The sequence below is a fragment of the Gottschalkiaceae bacterium SANA genome (assembly GCA_036323355.1).
Taxonomy (GTDB): Bacteria; Bacillota; Clostridia; order Tissierellales; family GPF-1; genus GPF-1.
Genome location: AP028876.1, coordinates 1 through 18785, shown reverse-complemented (window position 1 = coordinate 18785; position 18785 = coordinate 1). Strand labels below are relative to the sequence as shown.

General features: G+C 40.7%; 18 protein-coding genes and 1 rRNA gene. All 19 read right to left on the bottom strand.

All coding sequences use genetic code 11. The features are described from left to right. Window positions 1–32 precede the first annotated feature (32 nt). A 16S ribosomal RNA gene (locus tag AC25CA_RS00095) occupies window positions 33–1563 on the bottom strand. Between the two features lie 533 nt (window positions 1564–2096). Next, the gene (locus tag AC25CA_RS00090; protein WP_486815023.1) at window positions 2097–2879 is read right to left on the bottom strand and encodes a SigB/SigF/SigG family RNA polymerase sigma factor; all 783 of its coding nucleotides are present in this window, start codon (window positions 2877–2879) and stop codon (window positions 2097–2099) included. 2 nt (window positions 2880–2881) lie between these two features. Further along, complete coding sequence (locus AC25CA_RS00085) at window positions 2882–3259, bottom strand: ATP-binding protein (RefSeq protein WP_486815022.1); 378 nt, start codon at window positions 3257–3259, stop codon at window positions 2882–2884. A gap of 2 nt (window positions 3260–3261) precedes the next feature. Further along, window positions 3262–3576 carry an STAS domain-containing protein gene (locus tag AC25CA_RS00080; protein ID WP_486815021.1) on the bottom strand — a complete coding sequence of 105 codons (315 nt, stop codon included), beginning with the start codon at window positions 3574–3576 and terminating at the stop codon, window positions 3262–3264. Between the two features lie 17 nt (window positions 3577–3593). After that, window positions 3594–6107 carry a DNA gyrase subunit A gene (gene gyrA / locus AC25CA_RS00075; protein ID WP_486815020.1) on the bottom strand — a complete coding sequence of 838 codons (2514 nt, stop codon included), beginning with the start codon at window positions 6105–6107 and terminating at the stop codon, window positions 3594–3596. A gap of 20 nt (window positions 6108–6127) precedes the next feature. Further along, entirely contained in the window at window positions 6128–8035 is a 1908-nt protein-coding gene (gyrB, locus tag AC25CA_RS00070) for a DNA topoisomerase (ATP-hydrolyzing) subunit B (protein WP_486815019.1), read from the bottom strand. Window positions 8036–8048: 13 nt separating this feature from the next. Beyond that, window positions 8049–8315 carry a hypothetical protein gene (locus tag AC25CA_RS00065; RefSeq protein WP_486815018.1) on the bottom strand — a complete coding sequence of 89 codons (267 nt, stop codon included), beginning with the start codon at window positions 8313–8315 and terminating at the stop codon, window positions 8049–8051. Then, the gene (gene recF / locus AC25CA_RS00060) at window positions 8312–9424 is read right to left on the bottom strand and encodes a DNA replication/repair protein RecF (protein WP_486815017.1); all 1113 of its coding nucleotides are present in this window, start codon (window positions 9422–9424) and stop codon (window positions 8312–8314) included. The genes AC25CA_RS00065 and recF overlap by 4 nt, the downstream gene beginning before the upstream one ends. A 62-nt stretch (window positions 9425–9486) precedes the next feature. Further along, complete coding sequence (locus AC25CA_RS00055; RefSeq protein WP_486815016.1) at window positions 9487–9693, bottom strand: RNA-binding S4 domain-containing protein; 207 nt, start codon at window positions 9691–9693, stop codon at window positions 9487–9489. 41 nt (window positions 9694–9734) lie between these two features. Beyond that, the gene (locus AC25CA_RS00050) at window positions 9735–11105 is read right to left on the bottom strand and encodes an MATE family efflux transporter (protein ID WP_486815015.1); all 1371 of its coding nucleotides are present in this window, start codon (window positions 11103–11105) and stop codon (window positions 9735–9737) included. 48 nt (window positions 11106–11153) lie between these two features. Continuing rightward, a complete protein-coding gene (locus AC25CA_RS00045; RefSeq protein ID WP_486815014.1) occupies window positions 11154–11846 on the bottom strand; it encodes a Crp/Fnr family transcriptional regulator in 693 nt (230 codons plus the stop codon). A 49-nt stretch (window positions 11847–11895) separates the two neighbouring features. After that, a complete protein-coding gene (locus tag AC25CA_RS00040) occupies window positions 11896–12306 on the bottom strand; it encodes a gamma-glutamylcyclotransferase family protein (RefSeq protein ID WP_486815013.1) in 411 nt (136 codons plus the stop codon). 8 nt (window positions 12307–12314) lie between these two features. Then, window positions 12315–12956, bottom strand: a complete 642-nt coding sequence (pcp, locus tag AC25CA_RS00035; protein ID WP_486815012.1) for a pyroglutamyl-peptidase I — start codon at window positions 12954–12956, stop codon at window positions 12315–12317. 20 nt (window positions 12957–12976) lie between these two features. Further along, entirely contained in the window at window positions 12977–13894 is a 918-nt protein-coding gene (locus tag AC25CA_RS00030) for a DUF979 domain-containing protein (protein ID WP_486815011.1), read from the bottom strand. Next, complete coding sequence (locus AC25CA_RS00025) at window positions 13895–14593, bottom strand: DUF969 domain-containing protein (RefSeq protein WP_486815010.1); 699 nt, start codon at window positions 14591–14593, stop codon at window positions 13895–13897. Between the two features lie 134 nt (window positions 14594–14727). After that, window positions 14728–15375, bottom strand: coding sequence for an HAD family hydrolase (locus AC25CA_RS00020; RefSeq protein ID WP_486815009.1), 648 nt, complete (start codon window positions 15373–15375; stop codon window positions 14728–14730). A 62-nt stretch (window positions 15376–15437) separates the two neighbouring features. Continuing rightward, complete coding sequence (locus AC25CA_RS00015) at window positions 15438–16049, bottom strand: YesL family protein (protein ID WP_486815008.1); 612 nt, start codon at window positions 16047–16049, stop codon at window positions 15438–15440. A gap of 50 nt (window positions 16050–16099) precedes the next feature. Next, window positions 16100–17200: a DNA polymerase III subunit beta gene (dnaN, locus tag AC25CA_RS00010; RefSeq protein WP_486815007.1), complete on the bottom strand. Its 1101-nt coding sequence runs from the start codon at window positions 17198–17200 to the stop codon at window positions 16100–16102. Window positions 17201–17359: 159 nt separating this feature from the next. Continuing rightward, entirely contained in the window at window positions 17360–18685 is a 1326-nt protein-coding gene (gene dnaA, locus AC25CA_RS00005; protein ID WP_486815006.1) for a chromosomal replication initiator protein DnaA, read from the bottom strand. Between the last annotated feature and the right edge of the window lie 100 nt (window positions 18686–18785).

The window sequence follows — 18785 nt, the reverse complement described above, 5'->3', positions numbered from 1 at the left end:
AAACAGAACATGACAGTCTCGTTTCTCCCTAGAAAGGAGGTGATCCAGCCGCACCTTCCGATACGGCTACCTTGTTACGACTTCACCCCAGTCATCGATCCTACCTTCGGCGCCTGCCTCCCTAAAAGGGTTAGCCCAGCGACTTCGGGTATTACCAACTCCCGTGGTGTGACGGGCGGTGTGTACAAGGCCCGGGAACGCATTCACCGCGACATTCTGATTCGCGATTACTAGTAACTCCAGCTTCATGCAGGCGAGTTGCAGCCTGCAATCCGAACTGAGATCGGCTTTTGAGATTCGCTCCGGATCGCTCCTTCGCTGCCTGTTGTACCGACCATTGTAGCACGTGTGTAGCCCAGGTCATAAGGGGCATGATGATTTGACGTCATCCCCACCTTCCTCCGGTTTATCACCGGCAGTCTCTCTAGAGTGCCCAACTAAATGCTGGCAACTAAAGATAAGGGTTGCGCTCGTTGCGGGACTTAACCCAACATCTCACGACACGAGCTGACGACAACCATGCACCACCTGTCACCGGTGTCTCCGAAGAGAAAAGTCTATCTCTAGACCGGGCACCGGGATGTCAAGACCTGGTAAGGTTCTTCGCGTTGCTTCGAATTAAACCACATGCTCCGCTACTTGTGCGGGCCCCCGTCAATTCCTTTGAGTTTCAGTCTTGCGACCGTACTCCCCAGGCGGAGTGCTTAATGCGTTAGCTGCGGCACTGAGGTATCGCTACCCCAACACCTAGCACTCATCGTTTACGGCGTGGACTACCAGGGTATCTAATCCTGTTCGCTCCCCACGCTTTCGTTCCTCAGCGTCAGTATTTGTCCAGAAAGCCGCCTTCGCCACTGGTGTTCCTCCTAATATCTACGCATTTCACCGCTACACTAGGAATTCCGCTTTCCTCTCCAACACTCAAGTTCCCCAGTTTCAAAAGCTTACAATGGTTGAGCCACTGCCTTTCACTTCTGACTTAAAGAACCGCCTACGAACTCTTTACGCCCAATAATTCCGGATAACGCTTGTCCCATACGTATTACCGCGGCTGCTGGCACGTATTTAGCCGGGACTTTCTTCTTAGGTACCGTCATTATCTTCCCTAAGAACAGAACTTTACGACTCGAAAGCCTTCATCATTCACGCGGCATCGCTGCATCAGGGTTTCCCCCATTGTGCAATATCCCCCACTGCTGCCTCCCGTAGGAGTCTGGACCGTGTCTCAGTTCCAGTGTGGCCGTTCACCCTCTCAGGCCGGCTACTGATCGTCGCCTTGGTAAGCCATTACCTTACCAACTAGCTAATCAGACGCGGGACCATCCTATACCACCGGAGTTTTTACCACTGCAACATGTGATGCTGTGGTCTTATCAGGTATTAATCATCGTTTCCAATGGCTATCCCTGTGTATAGGGCAGGTTTCCCACGCGTTACTCACCCGTCCGCCGCTTTCCTCATCTTCATTCACCCGAAGGATCCTTCCAATAATTCTCGCTCGACTTGCATGTGTTAGGCGTGCCGCCAGCGTTCATCCTGAGCCAGGATCAAACTCTCAGTAAAAATATTTCCACCCCTAAGGGTGCTTTTACCAACCAAGCATTACTGCTTGATTTAGCGTATTTCTTGTTACTTCTTCATTGACCAAAAGGTCAAATTCGAGGCTGTCATGTTCAGTTTTCAAAGATCATTGCCGCAATGTTGGCGACTTGTTTAGTTTATCAAGAATCAAACAGTTTGTCAATGGTTATTTTTAACTCTTTTTCAAATTCCTTTGAATTAGGAACAAAAAACCAAAACAGAAAAAAGTGTTAAAGCTTAAAAAACGTTGGAATTTCAATGTTTCTAGCGCTGTCTTTGTTTTGACAACTTGTTAAGTATAGCACTCGGCAATTACCATGTCAACTGTTTTTTTACCCGTTTTTCACACCTTTACACTGTCAGTTTTTTCTAAATATATCGTTATTTATTCTACTACTACAAATGGTGCTTTTGTTCATTTTTCATCTATATCTAGTGGAAATGACCATAAAATATAATACGTCTTCCCCATCAGCTAAATAACTGGCAAGAAAGACGTATTATACTATGAATATTTAATTTTCTGTTCGCATCAATTCTTTGCGGAATTTCGCGATAATTCTCTTTTCTAATCTAGAAACAGTCATTTGAGACATACCTAAGTCTTCCGCAATACGAACCTGAGTCTTTTGTTGAATGTATCGCTCCTTCAGGATCGTTTTCTCAATCTCTGTTAATTTTTCCATTGCCCTCAATAAGAAGTCTTGGTTTTCAAATCGTTGGAAGTTCCGATCATCTTCTCCCAAAAATAAGGATAAATTTAAATCCTTATCTTCACTATCCGAATCAAAGCTTGATTCCAAGGAATGAAGATTATAAACATTGCTTGCTTCCATCGCTTCCAATATACTTTCTTCTGAAACACCAAGATAGTCAGAAATATCTTGAACCGTTGGCGGCCGATGCAGCTTTTGTCCCAAGTCTAGTTTCGCATTGTTGATCTTCTTCGACAATTCTTGAATCCTTCTCGGAACTCGAATCGACCATCCCTTATCTCGGAAATACTTTTTAATCTCTCCAATAATTGTTGGGGTCGCAAAACTAGAAAATTCAAATCCCTTAGTCAGATCATACCGATCAATCGCATAGATCAATCCCAACGAAGCGACTTGATAGATATCTTCGTACTCGATCCCTTTGTTTGCATACTTCTTGGCAAGAATTTCCGCAATATAAAGATTTCGACGAATTAATTCATCGCGAACTACCGGATCCCTAGATACGGCATATTCTCGAAACAAGTTCTGAATTATTTCCTTATTCTTGCGATAATTCGGACGATCCTTTGCTCTAACCATGGTTAGGCCTCCAATCTCCGAGACATTTCGATACGCACCTGACCATTTTCTTGTGCTACGCTGAAATTATCCATTAAAGTCTCAACGATCAATCGGCTCATCTCTAATCCACTTGTAGTCAAGTCATCCAATTCATTTTCAACCTCTACAGATACTTCCATACGCAACAAATTTTCATCTCTTAAAAATCCAATTTCCAAAAATTCCGCCTGTAAAGCCGCAAGTTGAATACATTGGTTGCAAACCTCTCCCAAGCAGACCTTGATATCATCAATTGCCTCGATATCGAAACCCATTAAAGATGCTAAGGAAGAAGACACCAATCGGTTCATGCTTACATACTCAGCTTTGACAGGAACGCGCAAGTCAATTCGATCCATATTTATGCCCCCTTGATGTTAAACGGCTTATCCAAAGCAGTAATGGTGAATAACTTATGGATGTTTGGATTTAAGCCCGTAATGGTAATACTCAGGCCCTTTTCTCTCATCCTTTTCAGTCCGCCAATTAAAACACCGAGTCCTGTTGAATCAATATAATCCAGCTTTTCTCCATCAATCACGAGGTTCTTCTTCGTGTTTTGTATCACAGAAAACAACTCTTCCTTAAATGCTGGTGCAGAATACACATCGATTTCCCCAATCGGTACAACTTGAATAAACTCTTCAGCAGTTCTCACTTCAATTTGTAAATTCATTGGCAATCACCCCTCACTTATTCTTTATCAGAATCTTCCGTTTGCGTCAACTCTTCTGTTTCATTCAACTCTTCATTGATAATTTCTTGTAACTCTTCTTCGTCCTCTGGCTCCTCAAAAGCAACCTTGGCAATCGAAACCACTTGATCCGTTTCATTAACGTGCATGATGCGAACCCCCTGGGTACTTCGACCAATCACAGATACCTCTTGGCAAGAAAGGCGAATGACAATGCCTTCCTGACTGATAACCATCAGGTCTTCCTCGTCGGTTACCAACTTGGCCCCAATCAATCGACCCGTTTTATCCGTTACCTTATAGGTGATCAATCCCTTTCCACCACGATTTTGTGGTTTGTACTGATCAAGTTTTGTTCGTTTGCCATATCCAAACTCACTCAAGACCAAAAGGGTCTGCTCTGAATTGTCTACAATATTCATGGAAACCAAGAAATCATCAGAATCCAGTTGAATTCCCTTGACTCCAGTCGCCGTACGACCCATTTCGCGCACCTGCTCTTCTTGGAATCGAATCGCCTTTCCTTTTGATGTTGTTAACATCACTTCAGAATTACCCGAAGTCATCTTCACATCAATCAACTCGTCATCCTCTCGAAGATTAACAGCACGCAGGCCATTTCTACGAATATTCGTAAAATTCGTCAATGGCGTTTTCTTGACGATTCCCTTCCTTGTAGCAAAAATCAATCCTGCTGTCTCCTCAGGCTCATAAACTGCCAGAATATTGGTGACACGTTCGCCAGGATCCAACTCGAGAACATTAACTACTGCTGTCCCCTTTGCTGTTCGAGTTGCCTCTGGAATATAGAAAGCCTGTTTGGAATAAACACGGCCTGTATTGGTGAAGAATAGCAATTCAGCATGACTCGATGTGATTAAGATATTTTCAACAAAATCCTCATCCCTTGTGGTCAAAGCTTTCATTCCCTTACCACCCCGCCGCTGCGCGCGGTAAGTATCTTCAGCGATCCGCTTGATATAACCAAAATGCGTCAAGGTAACAACAACCTTTTTTTCTTCGATCATATCCGCTAATAAAATATCATTGGCTGATGGCTGTAATTTGGTTCGTCGCTCATCACCAAACTTATCTCGAATTTGAATCAACTCTTCTTTTACGATGTTATATACCATCTCATCACTTGCAAGAATTTCTTTATAATACTTGATCTTCTCTTGCAATTCCGCAAACTCAGTTTCAATTTTATCTCGTTCCAAGCCCGTCAATTGACCCAATCGCATATCTACAATGGCTTTTGCTTGAATTTCAGATAAGCCGAATCGTTCCATTAATCGCTGTCTTGCTTCACTACGATCATTAGACGCACGAATCAATTTTACGATTTCATCAATATGATCCATGGCAATACGCAAACCTTCTAATATGTGCGCTCGTTCTTCTGCTTTTCGAAGATCGAATTTCGTGCGGCGAACCACAATGTCTTGTTGATGACGTAGATAATGCTGTAGCATCTGTTTCAGCGTTAATACCTTGGGCTCGTTGTTTACCAAGGCCAACATGATAATACTGAAAGTATCTTCCATCTGGGTATGCTTATACAAATTATTCAATACAATATTCGCATTTGCATCCCGACGCAATTCGATGACCATACGCATGCCTTCTCGATCCGACTCATCGCGCAAATCTGTAATTCCATCAATTTTTTTATCACGAACAAGGTCTGCGATCTTCTCGATCAATCGTGCCTTATTGACTTGATAGGGAATCTCTGTAACGACAATGCGATGTTTTCCATTGTGCATTTCTTCAATTTCAGACTTTGATCGTACACGAACCTTACCTCGACCTGTGCGATATGCTTCTCGAATCGGCTCCATTCCATTTACAATGGCACCCGTTGGAAAATCTGGTCCCTGAATATCTTCCATTAACATGTCAATGGTTGCTTCCGGATCATCAATCAAGGTAATGCATCCATTGATGACTTCTGTCAAGTTGTGAGGCGGTATACTTGTCGCCATACCAACCGCAATACCGTTGGAACCATTCACCAATAAATTCGGAAAACGACTTGGCATAACAGTGGGTTCTTTTAGTGTTTCATCAAAGTTCAGTCGATAATCTACAGTTTCTTTTTCAATATCCCGAAGCATCTCAGCTGTAATTTTTGCCATCCTTGCTTCTGTATAACGCATAGCTGCCGCACTGTCTCCATCCACGGAGCCAAAGTTACCATGACCATCGACCATCATGTAACGGCTCGAGAACTCCTGAGCCAATCGAACCATGGCAAAATATACCGCCGTATCGCCATGGGGGTGGTACTTACCCAAAACGTCACCGACAATCCTGGCGGACTTTCGATGTGGTTTATCGCTTGCTAGATTCAGTTCATGCATCGCATACAAAATACGACGATGCACAGGTTTCAATCCGTCTCGAACATCCGGAAGTGCACGGGATACAATGACACTCATGGCATATTCAAGATAGGACTTCTTCATTTCGCTTTCTATATTAATCGGTATAATACGATTTTCTTCCATCTCAGCCGATTCCCCCTTGCTTAGATATCCAAGTTCTGTACATATTTTGCGTTTTTACTGATAAATTCTCGTCTTGGTTCAACCTTATCTCCCATCAAACGTGAGAAGACTTGATCCGCAAGTGCCGCATTTTCCAAATCGACTTTTAAGAGAATTCGATTTTCTGGATTCATGGTCGTTGACCACAATTGTTCAGGATTCATCTCACCCAAACCTTTGTAGCGTTGAATCGAATACCCCGTTCCACCCATTTCTTCTCGAATAATGGTTGCCAATTCCTTGTCGGAATAGGCATATCTCTCCATTTTTCCTTTTTTCACTTTATAAAGCGGCGGCTGAGCGATAAACACATGCCCCTCTTCAATTAGTGGTCTCATATATCGATATAAGAAGGTTAAGATCAATGTCCGAATGTGGGCGCCATCCACGTCGGCATCGGTCATGATAACAACCTTGCCATATCGCAAACGCTCAAGATTAAATTCAGCACCGATCCCGCATCCAAAGGCGGTAATCATGGCTCTGATCTCCTCTGAAGCCAAAATCTTGTCCAATCGTGCCTTCTCGACATTCATGATCTTTCCCTTTAATGGAAGAATGGCTTGAATTCTACGATCGCGCCCTTGTTTTGCCGAGCCCCCCGCAGAGTCCCCTTCCACTAGGTATACTTCTGTTTTAGTCATATCTCGTTCGGAACAATCTGCCAATTTTCCCGGTAGACTGGTATTTTCCAATACATTCTTCCTTCGAGTCAAATCTCTGGCTTTTCTTGCTGCTTCCCGCGCCCGAAGGGCTTGCAAGGATTTTTCAACAATTACTTTGGCTTCTCTAGGATTTTCTTCCAGAAAATTACTAATCCCTTGTGACACAATAGAATCAGTAATTCCACGAACTTCACTGTTTCCCAGCTTGGTTTTCGTCTGGCCCTCAAATTGAGGATCTGGATGTTTTACTGATAAAACGGCCGTCAATCCTTCTCGGATATCATCACCCGCCAAGTTCTTATCCGCTTCCTTTAAAAAATTCTTTGTCCGCGCATAATCATTGACCGCCCGTGTGATCGCCGTCCTAAATCCCACTAAATGACTTCCGCCTTCATGGGTATTGATATTATTAACGAAGGTATAGACATTTTCTTTATACTCCGTTGTAAATTGCATGGCTACTTCAATGGAAATACCCGATTCAATTCCCTCAGTATAAATTTTTAATTCATGAAGAGGCGTTTTATCATCATTGATATAATCCACAAACGATTTAATACCGCCCTCATAATGAAATTCCTGTGTTTTTGGTTCTTCATCGCGCTGATCGGTAATGCTGATAAAAAGTCCGCGATTCAGAAATGCCATTTCTCGAAGTCGATGTTCCAAGGTATCATACTCATACACTGTTGATTCAAAGATTTCTTCATCCGGCCAAAAACTAATCGAGGTTCCTGTTTCCTCGGTCTGTCCAATCACCTTTAATTTATCTTCGGGAATTCCTCGATGATATCGCTGAAAATAGATATCTCCATCTCGTTTTACCGTCACTTCCAATGTTTTTGAAAGAGCGTTGACAACTGAAAGACCAACACCGTGCAATCCTCCAGAAACCTTATAGGCGTCATTATCGAATTTTCCGCCGGCATGTAGCACCGTCAATACGGTTTCCACCGTCGAAATTCCTGTCTTTGGATGCAATTCCGTTGGAATTCCAATTCCATTGTCAATAACCGTAATGGAATTATCAGCATTGATTGTCAGCATAATGCGGTCACATCTACCCGCTAAGGCTTCATCAATGGAATTGTCTACAATCTCGTAAACCAAATGATGAAGTCCACGAGGACCCGTGCTTCCGATATACATCCCTGGTCTTTTTCGTACTGGATCTAATCCTTCCAATACTTGAATTTGTGCGGCACCATATTGTTGCTCTGCCATTGTAACTCCCCTTTCACACCCGATTAATCCGATGAAATAACGTCATCGATGAAATCGAGGATTCATAAATATAAATCTCAGACAGACCTGAGCTTATTCCCCTTTGTACAAGTACAAGTGTCTTGATTTCTCCCTTTGACCCATGCACCACGCCGCCCATTTTCCGAACCGCTTCATAAAGGACCAAATTTTGCTGGTTTTCACAAAATCCTTGATAATCGAAAATCCCAATGATCGAGTCATAGGGCAAATAAACCTGATTTTCTAGCGTTACAATCATATGGACTCCTCCCTGATCACACTGCCACTTTGAATATGAAAAACAGTTGGATTCAGATGAGAAATACTCTTCATTACCGTATCATCGGCAGTTGTTATAATCGTTTGGAAGGATCGAAAGGTTTCAATTAAAAATTGACGTCTTTTCGCATCCAACTCGGAAAGTACATCATCGAGAAGTAAAACCGGCTTCTCATTAAAAATTTCTTCTACCAAATGGATTTCAGCCAATTTTACCGACAAGGCAACCGTACGCTGCTGTCCTTGCGATGCATAAATTCGGGCATCTTTTCCATTGATCAAGAAAATCAAATCGTCGCGATGAGGGCCAATCAAACTTGTTCCCTTTGTACGTTCTTCAGCCTTCATATCTTCTAATCGCTTTTCAAAATCTTCTTGGATTGATTCTAACGATTGACCATGGACACCCGACTCGTATTCCATCGCCAATTCTTCTAAATGATCCGATATCTTGCCGTGCAGATCTTTCGCATAGCCTTCCCATTGCGCCAAAAATTCTTGACGCGTTTTTATAATTTGACTTCCTAAGCCAATCAATTGCAGCGTATATACAGAAAGGATCTTCTCCTTATCAGGATCATAGCTTACCATTTTAAGAAGCATATTTCTTTGTTTTAAAACCCGTTCATACTGCTGCATTTTTTTCGCGTAAACCGGTTTCAACTTAGAAAGCTCTCTATCAATAAATTCTCGGCGATCCTTTGGAGATCCCTTGACCAATCGTAAATCCTCTGGAATAAAAGCAATTACATACAAGAGTTCATTCAACTCTTTAATCCGGTCAACCGGCAAACGATCAATTCTTACCTTTTTGGACCCATCTTTCACCAGTTTGGCTTCCAGCAAATGATGACCGTTCCCCCGTTCCAATTCCAGCCCAATATAGCTTTCAGGCTGGTCAAAGGCGATTAAATCACGATCCTTGGCTTTGCGAAATGATTTTCCATACGAGAGATAATGAATGGCTTCCAAAAGATTCGTTTTTCCTTGGGCGTTTTCCCCGTAAAAAATATTTATTGTGTTTCCTAATTCACATCGAAGCAGACGATAATTTCGATAATGAATCAAATGAATCTTCCGAATTCTCACATTTTCCTCCTAGACGCATATCTGATTCATTATATCATTTTCTGCTGTAAATAGAAAACGACCTACTGAACTTCGTAGGATTCGTTTTCAAATTGAACGCGATCGCCGCTATATAGTTTTTTCCCTCTTTGGATACAAACTTCTCCATTCACTTCCACAAGGCCGTCTTGAATTAGAATTTTTGCTTCTCCGCCGCCTTGAACCACTTCTGCAAACTTCAAAAATTGATCCAATTTAATAAATGGCGTTTTAATTTTTATAATTTTCATCCTTTGCTCCTTCTCTTTGTTTTCCTCTTTTATTATATCATTTATTCTGCCTTTAACGGGGAGAATCTTTCCAAAATCGACTGGGTCATGGCCGATTCATTTTTCCAGTACCAGCTCATCATCATCAGTCCTTTTAAAATGCTGGAAATACAAATCGCCCACCAGATTCCATTTAATCCTAAGGAAGGCATGAAGAAGATTGCCATAGGAATTCGAAGAAGATTTCCTCCAACTCCGATAATCGAAGGCGGCATGGTTTTCCCTAATCCATTAAATGCGCCCGCTGTTGTAATCTCAAGGCTCATAAAAACTTGGGAAAAAGCAAGAATCCGTAAATAGTCAATTCCAAGAGACAAGGCTTCTGATTCCGATAAGAAAATCGAAAAAATCGGTTCTGCAAAAAAGAACATAATGATCGTCGCCAACATTCCAATTCCAAACATCATTCGAAGAGCGGATCGAACCCCCTCTTTTACACGACCAATCTTCTTAGCTCCAGCATTTTGACCCGTAAATGCACTCACTGCAGCTTGAAAACCCGATGCCGTCATCCAAGAAATTGATTCGATTTGTGATCCAACTTTTTGAACAGCAATGGCTGTAGGACCCCATCCTGCAATTAAGCGGGCCAGAATCATGGCAATCAAAGTGAATATTCCACTTTGCACAGAAACAGGAATGCCGAGTTTATAAATTTCCTTGACCATTCCCCATTTAAATCGGCTGAGATAAAAAAACGGAGATAAAAAACTGCCCCCCCGTGCAAAAACAAGTAGGAAACAAAATACAACCAAACCCTGGGCAATGACGGTAGCAATTGCCGCACCAAGAACGCCCCATCCTGCAAAGCTTCCTATCCCAAAGATCAATAGAGGATCTAGAATCATATTGGTAATCAGTCCTATTGTGTTAATAATAAAGGGAGTTCGACTATTACCACTCCCATTCATAATCCCAGTAAAGACTGGCGGTAAAAATGAAAATGGCATGCAAGCAGCCATTACCTTTAAGTAAACGATGGCATTGGACTCGACATAAAGATCTCCCAGCTGAAAGAATTGAATCAATGGAAATCGAAAAGCAATCAATATAGCACCAAAAATAGCGCCATTTACAATAGCCATAACAACGGCTGTTCCTGCTGCCGTTTCAGCCTTATTCCTATCGCCCGCTCCAAGATTTTGAGCAACGAGTACCTCCGCACCAATTTTTGATAAAAGGATAATTGCAAAGGAAAACCAAATAAAAAATCCCGCTGTTCCTACGGCGGCAACTGCCGACGATCCCAAATGTCCGATCCAAAACATATCGATTAAATTATAAGCCATCTGTAAAAAACTCGTTGCCATAATCGGCAAGGCCAGCTTTAAAAGCGTTGTTGAAACTCGCCCCTTTGTTAAAACATGTTGCATATGGTACCCCTTTCCTTGTGAAAAAAAGAAAGCCATTCGGCTTTCTTTCTACCAGTACATATCCGTCAATTTCCGTAACCCTATCGGATCTAATAATCGAAAACACCGACCGTCATAGATAATATAGCCTTCTTCTTTTAATTCCTTTAATACATTGGTGATTGTCACTCTAGAACAGCCTACAGCATCAGCCAATTCTTGATGGGTGTAAACATATTCAATGGTTGACGGTTCCCTCGTATCATTGCCATGCTGCGCCGTAATCTCTAAAAGTGTGTCACTGATTCGCGCTTTTACATCCAACAAAATGGTTCTGGCCGATTTCAACATCAAAATACGATATTTACGCGTAATCGAGTGAATAAAGTGACGATATAAGATCGGATATTTTTCTAACACTTCCTCCAAAATTTCCCTTGAAACACATGCTGCTTCACTATTTTCCAAGACCTTTGTGATCATAATGGTCGGTGTCCCATCAAAATAATCCATCTCTCCAAAAATCGTACCTCGTTTTAAACGAAATAAAGAACATTCTTTTCCATTTTGATTAATTAAAACCTGTTTGAAATATCCACTCAAAACAATATATATTTCATCTGCACTCGCTGGATGAATAATTTCCCCTTTGTTGAATCGTCGTCGAATTCCCAATGGAGCCAAATTTTCCAGATAAAATTCACTCATCTCTTGTTGCAGGTTTTCGTCAAATAATATATTTCTCATATCATTCTTCGGCATAAAAGAACCCTCCTTCTTGACAGTATATCAAAAAGGCGGGTTCTTTATATCACTTCTTCATAAATTTTCGCCATGTTCCACTGGGAATAGGCATTAATTGATCATCTCGATTCAATTCTGCCTTTGGATTATAGCGATAGATATAGGCTTCAATCTCTCTATTATCCAGTAAAACAGGTTGAATGACTCGCAGATACTGCGATCGATCTTCTTCTGATTTAGAAAAGCTCTCCATTTCGTCTAGTTCACGAACGACTTCCGGAAAATTTTTAACCCAAATCACTTCACCAAAAACAGTCTCACTGCCTTCGATCAAAGCAGGGAACCCTTTGTTTTCAATGTGATATAGTTTCCCGTTAGTCTCTCCTGCTTCTCGGCGAATCACTTTTCCCTTTAGATATTTTTCTTCATTCCAAAATCCTTTCATCAAGGATCCATATACAAAAAATGGTCTTTCCATCATTTCACCTAACAAATCTTTCCTTCCGCAACTTTTAAATCTTCTTGGTTTTCAACAGCGGCCTCAATCATTGCCTCTAATCCAATGGCAATATTTTCGACACTCATAGATGGCATATTTTTCTTGTCTACCACCTGCTCCACAATATAAGGAACATGAACAAACCCACCGCGTGTACCTGGAAAACTCTTGTTGATCAAATACAATAAACCATAAAGCAAATGATTGCATACAAAGGTTCCTGCTGTGTTTGATACACTCGCAATCAAATTCTTACTCCTCACATTATGAACCATTGCCTTAATTGGCAGGTTTGAGAAATAAGCAGGTTCTCCATCTCCAAAGACCGGCTCATCAATGGGTTGGTTGCCTTCATTGTCTTGAATCCGTGCATCATCAATATTAATTCCTACACGTTCCACAGTTAAGTCAAAACGACCTCCCGCTTGCCCAATGCACAAAACAATATCTGGTTTTTCCGTTTCCATGCTCTGCTTCAATTTTTCAATCGATTTATGAAAAACGGTTGGCACTTCCACCTTGATGATTTCCGCGCCGGCAATTTTTTCTGGAAGCAATTTTACCGCTTCATATGCCGGATTAATGGATTCTCCTCCAAACGGATCAAAACCTGTTACCAATACTTTCATTTGTCTTCCCCCTGATTTTTTTAGAATGCCCACACATACATTAGTACAATATGAGTAGCCAATAATGCCAAGGCAATCGGTACCTGTGCAATAATTACACGATACTTATTCTTGGTTTCTAACAAGGCTGCCGGAACCACATTAAAGTTTGCCGCCATTGGCGTCATCAGTGTTCCACAATAACCTGCAGTCAATGCCAAAGCACCTGCAATAGCAGGATTTGCACCCATTGCGTAAACGAAAGGCATGCCAATTCCCGCTGTAATTACCGCGAATGCGGCAAATGCATTTCCCATGATCATAGTAAACACAGCCATACCAACGCAATATGCGATGACGCCGCCAAGAATATTTCCTTCTGTCAAGACACCGGCAATTCCGCTAGAAATGACTTCCCCAACGCCAGCTGCAGCAAATAAAGATCCTAAAGCTGCCAACAATTGCGGCAAGATACTTGCTGATCCAACTTGAAGCAAAAGACGAGATCCATCATAGCCAAATTGTTTTGGTTTTTCTTTGGTCATCACAAGAGCAATAAGGGTTGCGGCAACAGCACCAAAACCTAAACCAACCAAACCGCCCAATGATTTAAACACCTGTGCGACAAAGAATGCAATCACACCAATTGTTAAAGCTGGAACAAAGATTTTGTTCTTTAAGCGATTCGCAGACTTTTGACGCATATCATCTGTCGCATTAGCCAAAGAACCGAAAGTCACTCGTTTCATCGCTGTCAAAACACCCATCAATAAAAGCATTGCACCAACGATAGGAGCTGGTATGTATTTTCCAACGATAAAAATTGCTCCGAACAAGAACCAGAATAGTGCTGTTTCTTTTCTATGAGGATGTTTATCATCTTTCAAGGCATACACCGCTGCTATGATCGAAACCAAACCGGCAAGAATATAAAAGATCTCTAATAATAATGATTTCATTTACTTCACCTCCGCTGCAGGTTTCCCTGATTTCTTCTGAGTTAATTTTTTTGCAATTTTTCGATCCAACATATAGTTTTGAATTGCACTGTAAACCAAAGCAATAATTGCAATTGGAATGGATGCTTTGGATACCGCTAACGGTGTCACTTCAACGCCCAATTCTCCCAATGTACCCACAATCAAAAGAACACCACCTGCTGCGACAAATACATTTTGTCCAAAAAAGTTACCCAAGTTTTCTGATCCAGCTGCATAACCTTTGATGATGTCTTCTGTTTCTTCATCAACTTCATCAAAATTTTTCTCAGCCGCACCATATGCCATTGGGTTCACCAATGGACGAATAAACTGAACATGTCCACCCAAACGAAGCGAAAATGCCGCCGCTAATTCACGAATAATATGATAGGTTGTTAATACCTTGCCCGTTGTTACGGACTTCATACTCCGTATTAAATCAGCCGCCCTCTCTCGTAAACCACTTCGCTCTAAAATTCCAATTACTGGAAGAGTTAATAAGAATAATGACATATAACGCGTTTTGATAAATGCTTCACCAATGATTGTAAGGATCTCTACAAATCCTAAACCACCAACAAGTCCTGTTATGACACCTGCAACCAAAACTACGGCAATCGTGTCAAATTTCATAATAAAACCAATAACAATAATAAGTACTCCAATTAATTTGATCAAAGATTTCGCCTCCATTCGTTTTTTAGATCATCCATAGCTTATGACACTTTCGTAATAAGTTCTGTAAACCAGACTACAAAAAAAGAATGGAAAACATTTTTCTTGTTTTCCATTCTTTTAATACTTTTATATTTTTATAAAAATGCCAGCAAATCAATCGGATGATCGATCAAAATCGCATCCTTCTTTTGCGCTAGATGTTTGCGGTTACGGAATCCCCATGTCACTAAGACCACTTTCATTCCAGCATTTTTCCCGGTTTCATAATCAGGGAAGGAATCTCCAACAAACAAGCAATTTTGAGGATCAACCCCCGCCTTATTTGCAATCTCCAGGGTAAAATGAGGATTCGGCTTCTTGGTCTCTTCCGATCGATATCCGATCACATCAACAAAAGAAAACTCAGAAAAAAGATATCTAACAATCTCTGTTGCCGCAAATTGTGGCTTATTGGTATGAACAGCAATTGGAATATCTCTATTTTTCAGCTCCGTAAGTAACTTTTTTATTCCTTCATAGGGTTTCGTTTTATTGGTCATTCGTTTTTCATAAGAGCTTTTAAATTTTTCAAATGCGTTTTTTGTTTCTAAGTCGCTATTTTTCCCTTCCGGCAAAGCAAGCTTCATGAGTGCGAATCCACCATGACCAACCATGGCTTGAATGGCATCGACATCATGGGTTGGATATCCGTATTCCTTGAGGACATCATTAGCTGCATCTGTCAAATCTTCTAAGGTATTAATTAAAGTGCCATCTAAATCAAAAACTACACATTGAATCATACTATCTATTCCCCTCTCTATCTTCTTCAGTCTTATTATATACACATAAGCTCTTACTTGGATTAAACTTCTTCGATACGATCATATTTAAGCATAATTCTTTCATTGACCCAATAATCAATCCACCAGGCAAGGATGCTAGGTAAAAAGTAAAGAAAAGAAAGGTGCACACGAATTACAAGAAAAGCGGCAAGAATCATGCTGGCTAGCAGAATTAAGGAAGGAAATAAATTGCTATGTGCAAGACGAAAACTCTGAATCATAACCGTTTTAATACTTTTCTTTTTTCGGATATACAAGGGAAAGAAATAGATAGCTAAAAGAATGACTTCCAAAGCGAAGACGCCATAGAATGGAATAATAAAATTGGCTAAATTGCCAAAAAGGATCAATCCATAATTGGTTGCAAGAAAAATAACAAAGAAAACTAAGAGTTGAATCCCCCAAATATAAGTACCTTGCTTCCAAAAGGTTCTTATTCCCTCTACATAGAAGGCTAGCATCGTTCTTTTATCCTTTTTCATACCCTTGCTTATGCTATGAAACAAAGCCATATTAGCGGCTCCTGTTGCGATTCCAAAGCTAATGATTACCGTAAGAATCCAAAGAAAATTAAGGATCATACAATCAAAGAGGCGATTTCCCCAAAATACAAAAGTACGTTCTTTTTCCATACTTTCCTCCAAAAAAAACGCCGAAATTCAAATGAATTCCGGCGAATCAATTAATCGGCAATTCGAACTGGCAAGACAAGATAGGTATACCAGTCGTCATTTACAGGACGAATAATTCCTGGATTGACATTAGAAACAAAATGCATATAGATTTCATCCTGATCAATGGCTTTCAAACCATCAAGCAAATATTTTGTACTAAATGCAATCAATAAGTCGTCACCTTCTAGTTCAATGGGCAAACACTCTTCAACATGACCAAGTTCCGAAGTGGAACGAATCCACATTCCTTTATCCGAAATATCTAATTTCACTAGATTGTTTCGTGACTCTCTGGCCAATAAGGAAGCGCGTTCTATGGAGTCTCTAAATAGTCGTGTATTTACTTTAACCCGAAGCCGATGATCGCCTTGAATAATATCCTTGTAATTAAGAAATTGACCATCCAATACGCGTGAAATCACCTCAGTATCTTCTAATTCAAAACGAACATGATGAGAAGATGCTTGAATTAAAACAGGTTCTCCGTCATCCCCCAAAATCTTTACAACTTCCTGTAACGTTTTTGATGGAATCACAACCTTGACTTGATCTTGTGTGTCGACAACAGCATGTTTATAAGCAAGACGATAAGCGTCCAAGGCAACCATGGAAAGTTCACCATTTTCAACTTCCAATAATTCTCCCGTTAAGATCGGGCGTGTTTCATCATTGGCTGTTGCAAAGATGGTTTGACGTACCATGTTTTTCAACAGATCCGTTTGAATCGAAAAGGATTGGAAGCTTTCTAATGTTGGTAATTGTGGATAATCATCTGCTGCTGAACCCACAATGGTAAAGTTTGAAAAATCACTGACGATATTCACATGATAATTATCTTCAATGGTAATTTCAACTTCATCCCCAGGTAGTTTACGAATGATATCCCCAAAAATACGTGCATTGATTACAACTCGTCCTTCTTGATAAATGGTTGCTGGAATTTTGGTTCGAATGCCTAGTTCAAGGTCTGTTCCTGTTAAAATCAAAGATTCTTCTGCAGTTTCAATAAGAATCCCTGTTAATACAGGCAGGGTTGTTCTTGATGCAATGGCTTTTTGGACAATAGAGATAGATTTGATTAATTGACTGCGTTCAATGATGAATTTCATCGAAGGATCGCCCCCTTATAAGTATTATAAATAGAGAGTAATAATAGTAGTAAGGCCTGTGAATATGTGGATAAGTGGATCAACCATAGTGAAAAAGCAAAACACAGGTGTGGATAAGATGTTTATACTGTGTAAAAACTATCCTTTGTTATCCACAGTTTATGGAGTTTTTATCTTTTCGATCAATGTTTCAATCTCAGCGGAGAAGGATTGATCGTTTTTCATCATCTGAGAAATCTTATCGCATGCATGGATGACGGTTGTATGGTCACGGCCGCCGAACTCTTCTCCAATCTTAGGTAAAGAGAGATCCGTTAGGTCGCGAACCAGATACATAGCAATCTGTCGTGGAAAAGCGATGGCTCGAGATCGCTTTTTTGAATTATAATCTTCCATACGGATGTGATAGTATGCGGATACTACAGATTTTATTTCATTGGTATCTACTTTTTTTGCTGTTTTTTTGGAAATCATATCTCGTAATGCTTCTTCGGCCAATTCATCAGTCATTTCTCGATTGGTAAGAGAGGCATAAGCAACAACACGTGTTAAAGCACCTTCTAATTCACGAATATTTGAATGAATATGATTGGCGATGAAGTTTAAGACGCTAGATTGTACTTTTAAATGATCTTGTTCTGAACGTTTTCGTAGAATCGCAATTCGTGTTTCTAAATCGGGTGCCTGAATATCAGCAATCAATCCCCATTCAAAGCGAGAACGAATTCGCTCTTCTAATTTCGGAATTTCTTTTGGTGGGCGGTCACTGGATAAAATAATTTGCTTGTCCGCGTGATGGAGCGCATTGAAGGTATGAAAAAATTCTTCTTGAGTCCGTTCTTTTCCAGCAATAAACTGAACATCATCAACTAAGAGAACATCGACGTTTCGATATTTATTTCGAAATTCTTCATTTTTATCGTGCTGGATGGCATTGATCAATTCATTGGTAAACTCTTCGCTAGATACATAGTAGACGGTCATTTTGGGATTTTGTTTGAGAATAAAATGGCCGATTGCATGCATAAGATGGGTTTTTCCCAAGCCAACACCGCCGTAGATAAAGAGGGGGTTATAGGCTTGAGCAGGCGCTTCTGCAACGGCTAAACTCGCTGCATGAGCAAATCGGTTGGAATTGCCAATGACAAATTTATCAAAGGTATATTTTGGATTAAGAGTACTATTGGAAATTGCTTTTTCTTCTTGGGGCTGTCGTGCCTCAGGTCCCTGATCCTCAGCAGCTAGGGAGATTACGACTTCACATTCTTGATCTGAAATCTTATTGAAAGCATTTTCAATGAGATGGCGATACCGATCTTCTAAAATCTTTTTAGCAAAATCGTTGTTGGTGCCGAGTTTCAATTGATTATTTTCGACACGCAGGGGCAAAAGTGGCTCAAACCAAGTGCTGTAACTAACATCCGTTACTTCTGTTTGAATGAGTTTAAGGGTTTTACCCCATAATTCTTCAAGTTGTTGAGTCATTAGAGATCCTCCTGATCCATTTATCCACACCCTTATTCACAAAAAACCGGAAAAAAAATCCCGACAACAAGTGTCGGAAACTATCCACAAGAACTTTCGA

Excerpts from the sequence above, each read along its gene's own strand:
- pcp (WP_486815012.1), bottom strand. The coding sequence starts at position 12,956 with ATGAAAGTATTGGTAACAGGTTTTGATCCGTTTGGAGGAGAATCCATT.
- dnaN (WP_486815007.1), bottom strand. The coding sequence starts at position 17,200 with ATGAAATTCATCATTGAACGCAGTCAATTAATCAAATCTATCTCTATT.
- AC25CA_RS00055 (WP_486815016.1), bottom strand. The coding sequence starts at position 9,693 with ATGAAAATTATAAAAATTAAAACGCCATTTATTAAATTGGATCAATTT.
- AC25CA_RS00045 (WP_486815014.1), bottom strand. The coding sequence starts at position 11,846 with ATGCCGAAGAATGATATGAGAAATATATTATTTGACGAAAACCTGCAA.
- AC25CA_RS00050 (WP_486815015.1), bottom strand. The coding sequence starts at position 11,105 with ATGCAACATGTTTTAACAAAGGGGCGAGTTTCAACAACGCTTTTAAAG.
- AC25CA_RS00020 (WP_486815009.1), bottom strand. The coding sequence starts at position 15,375 with ATGATTCAATGTGTAGTTTTTGATTTAGATGGCACTTTAATTAATACC.
- AC25CA_RS00085 (WP_486815022.1), bottom strand. The coding sequence starts at position 3,259 with ATGGATCGAATTGACTTGCGCGTTCCTGTCAAAGCTGAGTATGTAAGC.
- AC25CA_RS00065 (WP_486815018.1), bottom strand. The coding sequence starts at position 8,315 with ATGATTGTAACGCTAGAAAATCAGGTTTATTTGCCCTATGACTCGATC.
- gyrB (WP_486815019.1), bottom strand. The coding sequence starts at position 8,035 with ATGGCAGAGCAACAATATGGTGCCGCACAAATTCAAGTATTGGAAGGA.
- AC25CA_RS00090 (WP_486815023.1), bottom strand. The coding sequence starts at position 2,879 with ATGGTTAGAGCAAAGGATCGTCCGAATTATCGCAAGAATAAGGAAATA.
- gyrA (WP_486815020.1), bottom strand. The coding sequence starts at position 6,107 with ATGGAAGAAAATCGTATTATACCGATTAATATAGAAAGCGAAATGAAG.
- dnaA (WP_486815006.1), bottom strand. The coding sequence starts at position 18,685 with ATGACTCAACAACTTGAAGAATTATGGGGTAAAACCCTTAAACTCATT.
- AC25CA_RS00030 (WP_486815011.1), bottom strand. The coding sequence starts at position 13,894 with ATGAAATCATTATTATTAGAGATCTTTTATATTCTTGCCGGTTTGGTT.
- AC25CA_RS00015 (WP_486815008.1), bottom strand. The coding sequence starts at position 16,049 with ATGGAAAAAGAACGTACTTTTGTATTTTGGGGAAATCGCCTCTTTGAT.
- AC25CA_RS00080 (WP_486815021.1), bottom strand. The coding sequence starts at position 3,576 with ATGAATTTACAAATTGAAGTGAGAACTGCTGAAGAGTTTATTCAAGTT.
- AC25CA_RS00040 (WP_486815013.1), bottom strand. The coding sequence starts at position 12,306 with ATGGAAAGACCATTTTTTGTATATGGATCCTTGATGAAAGGATTTTGG.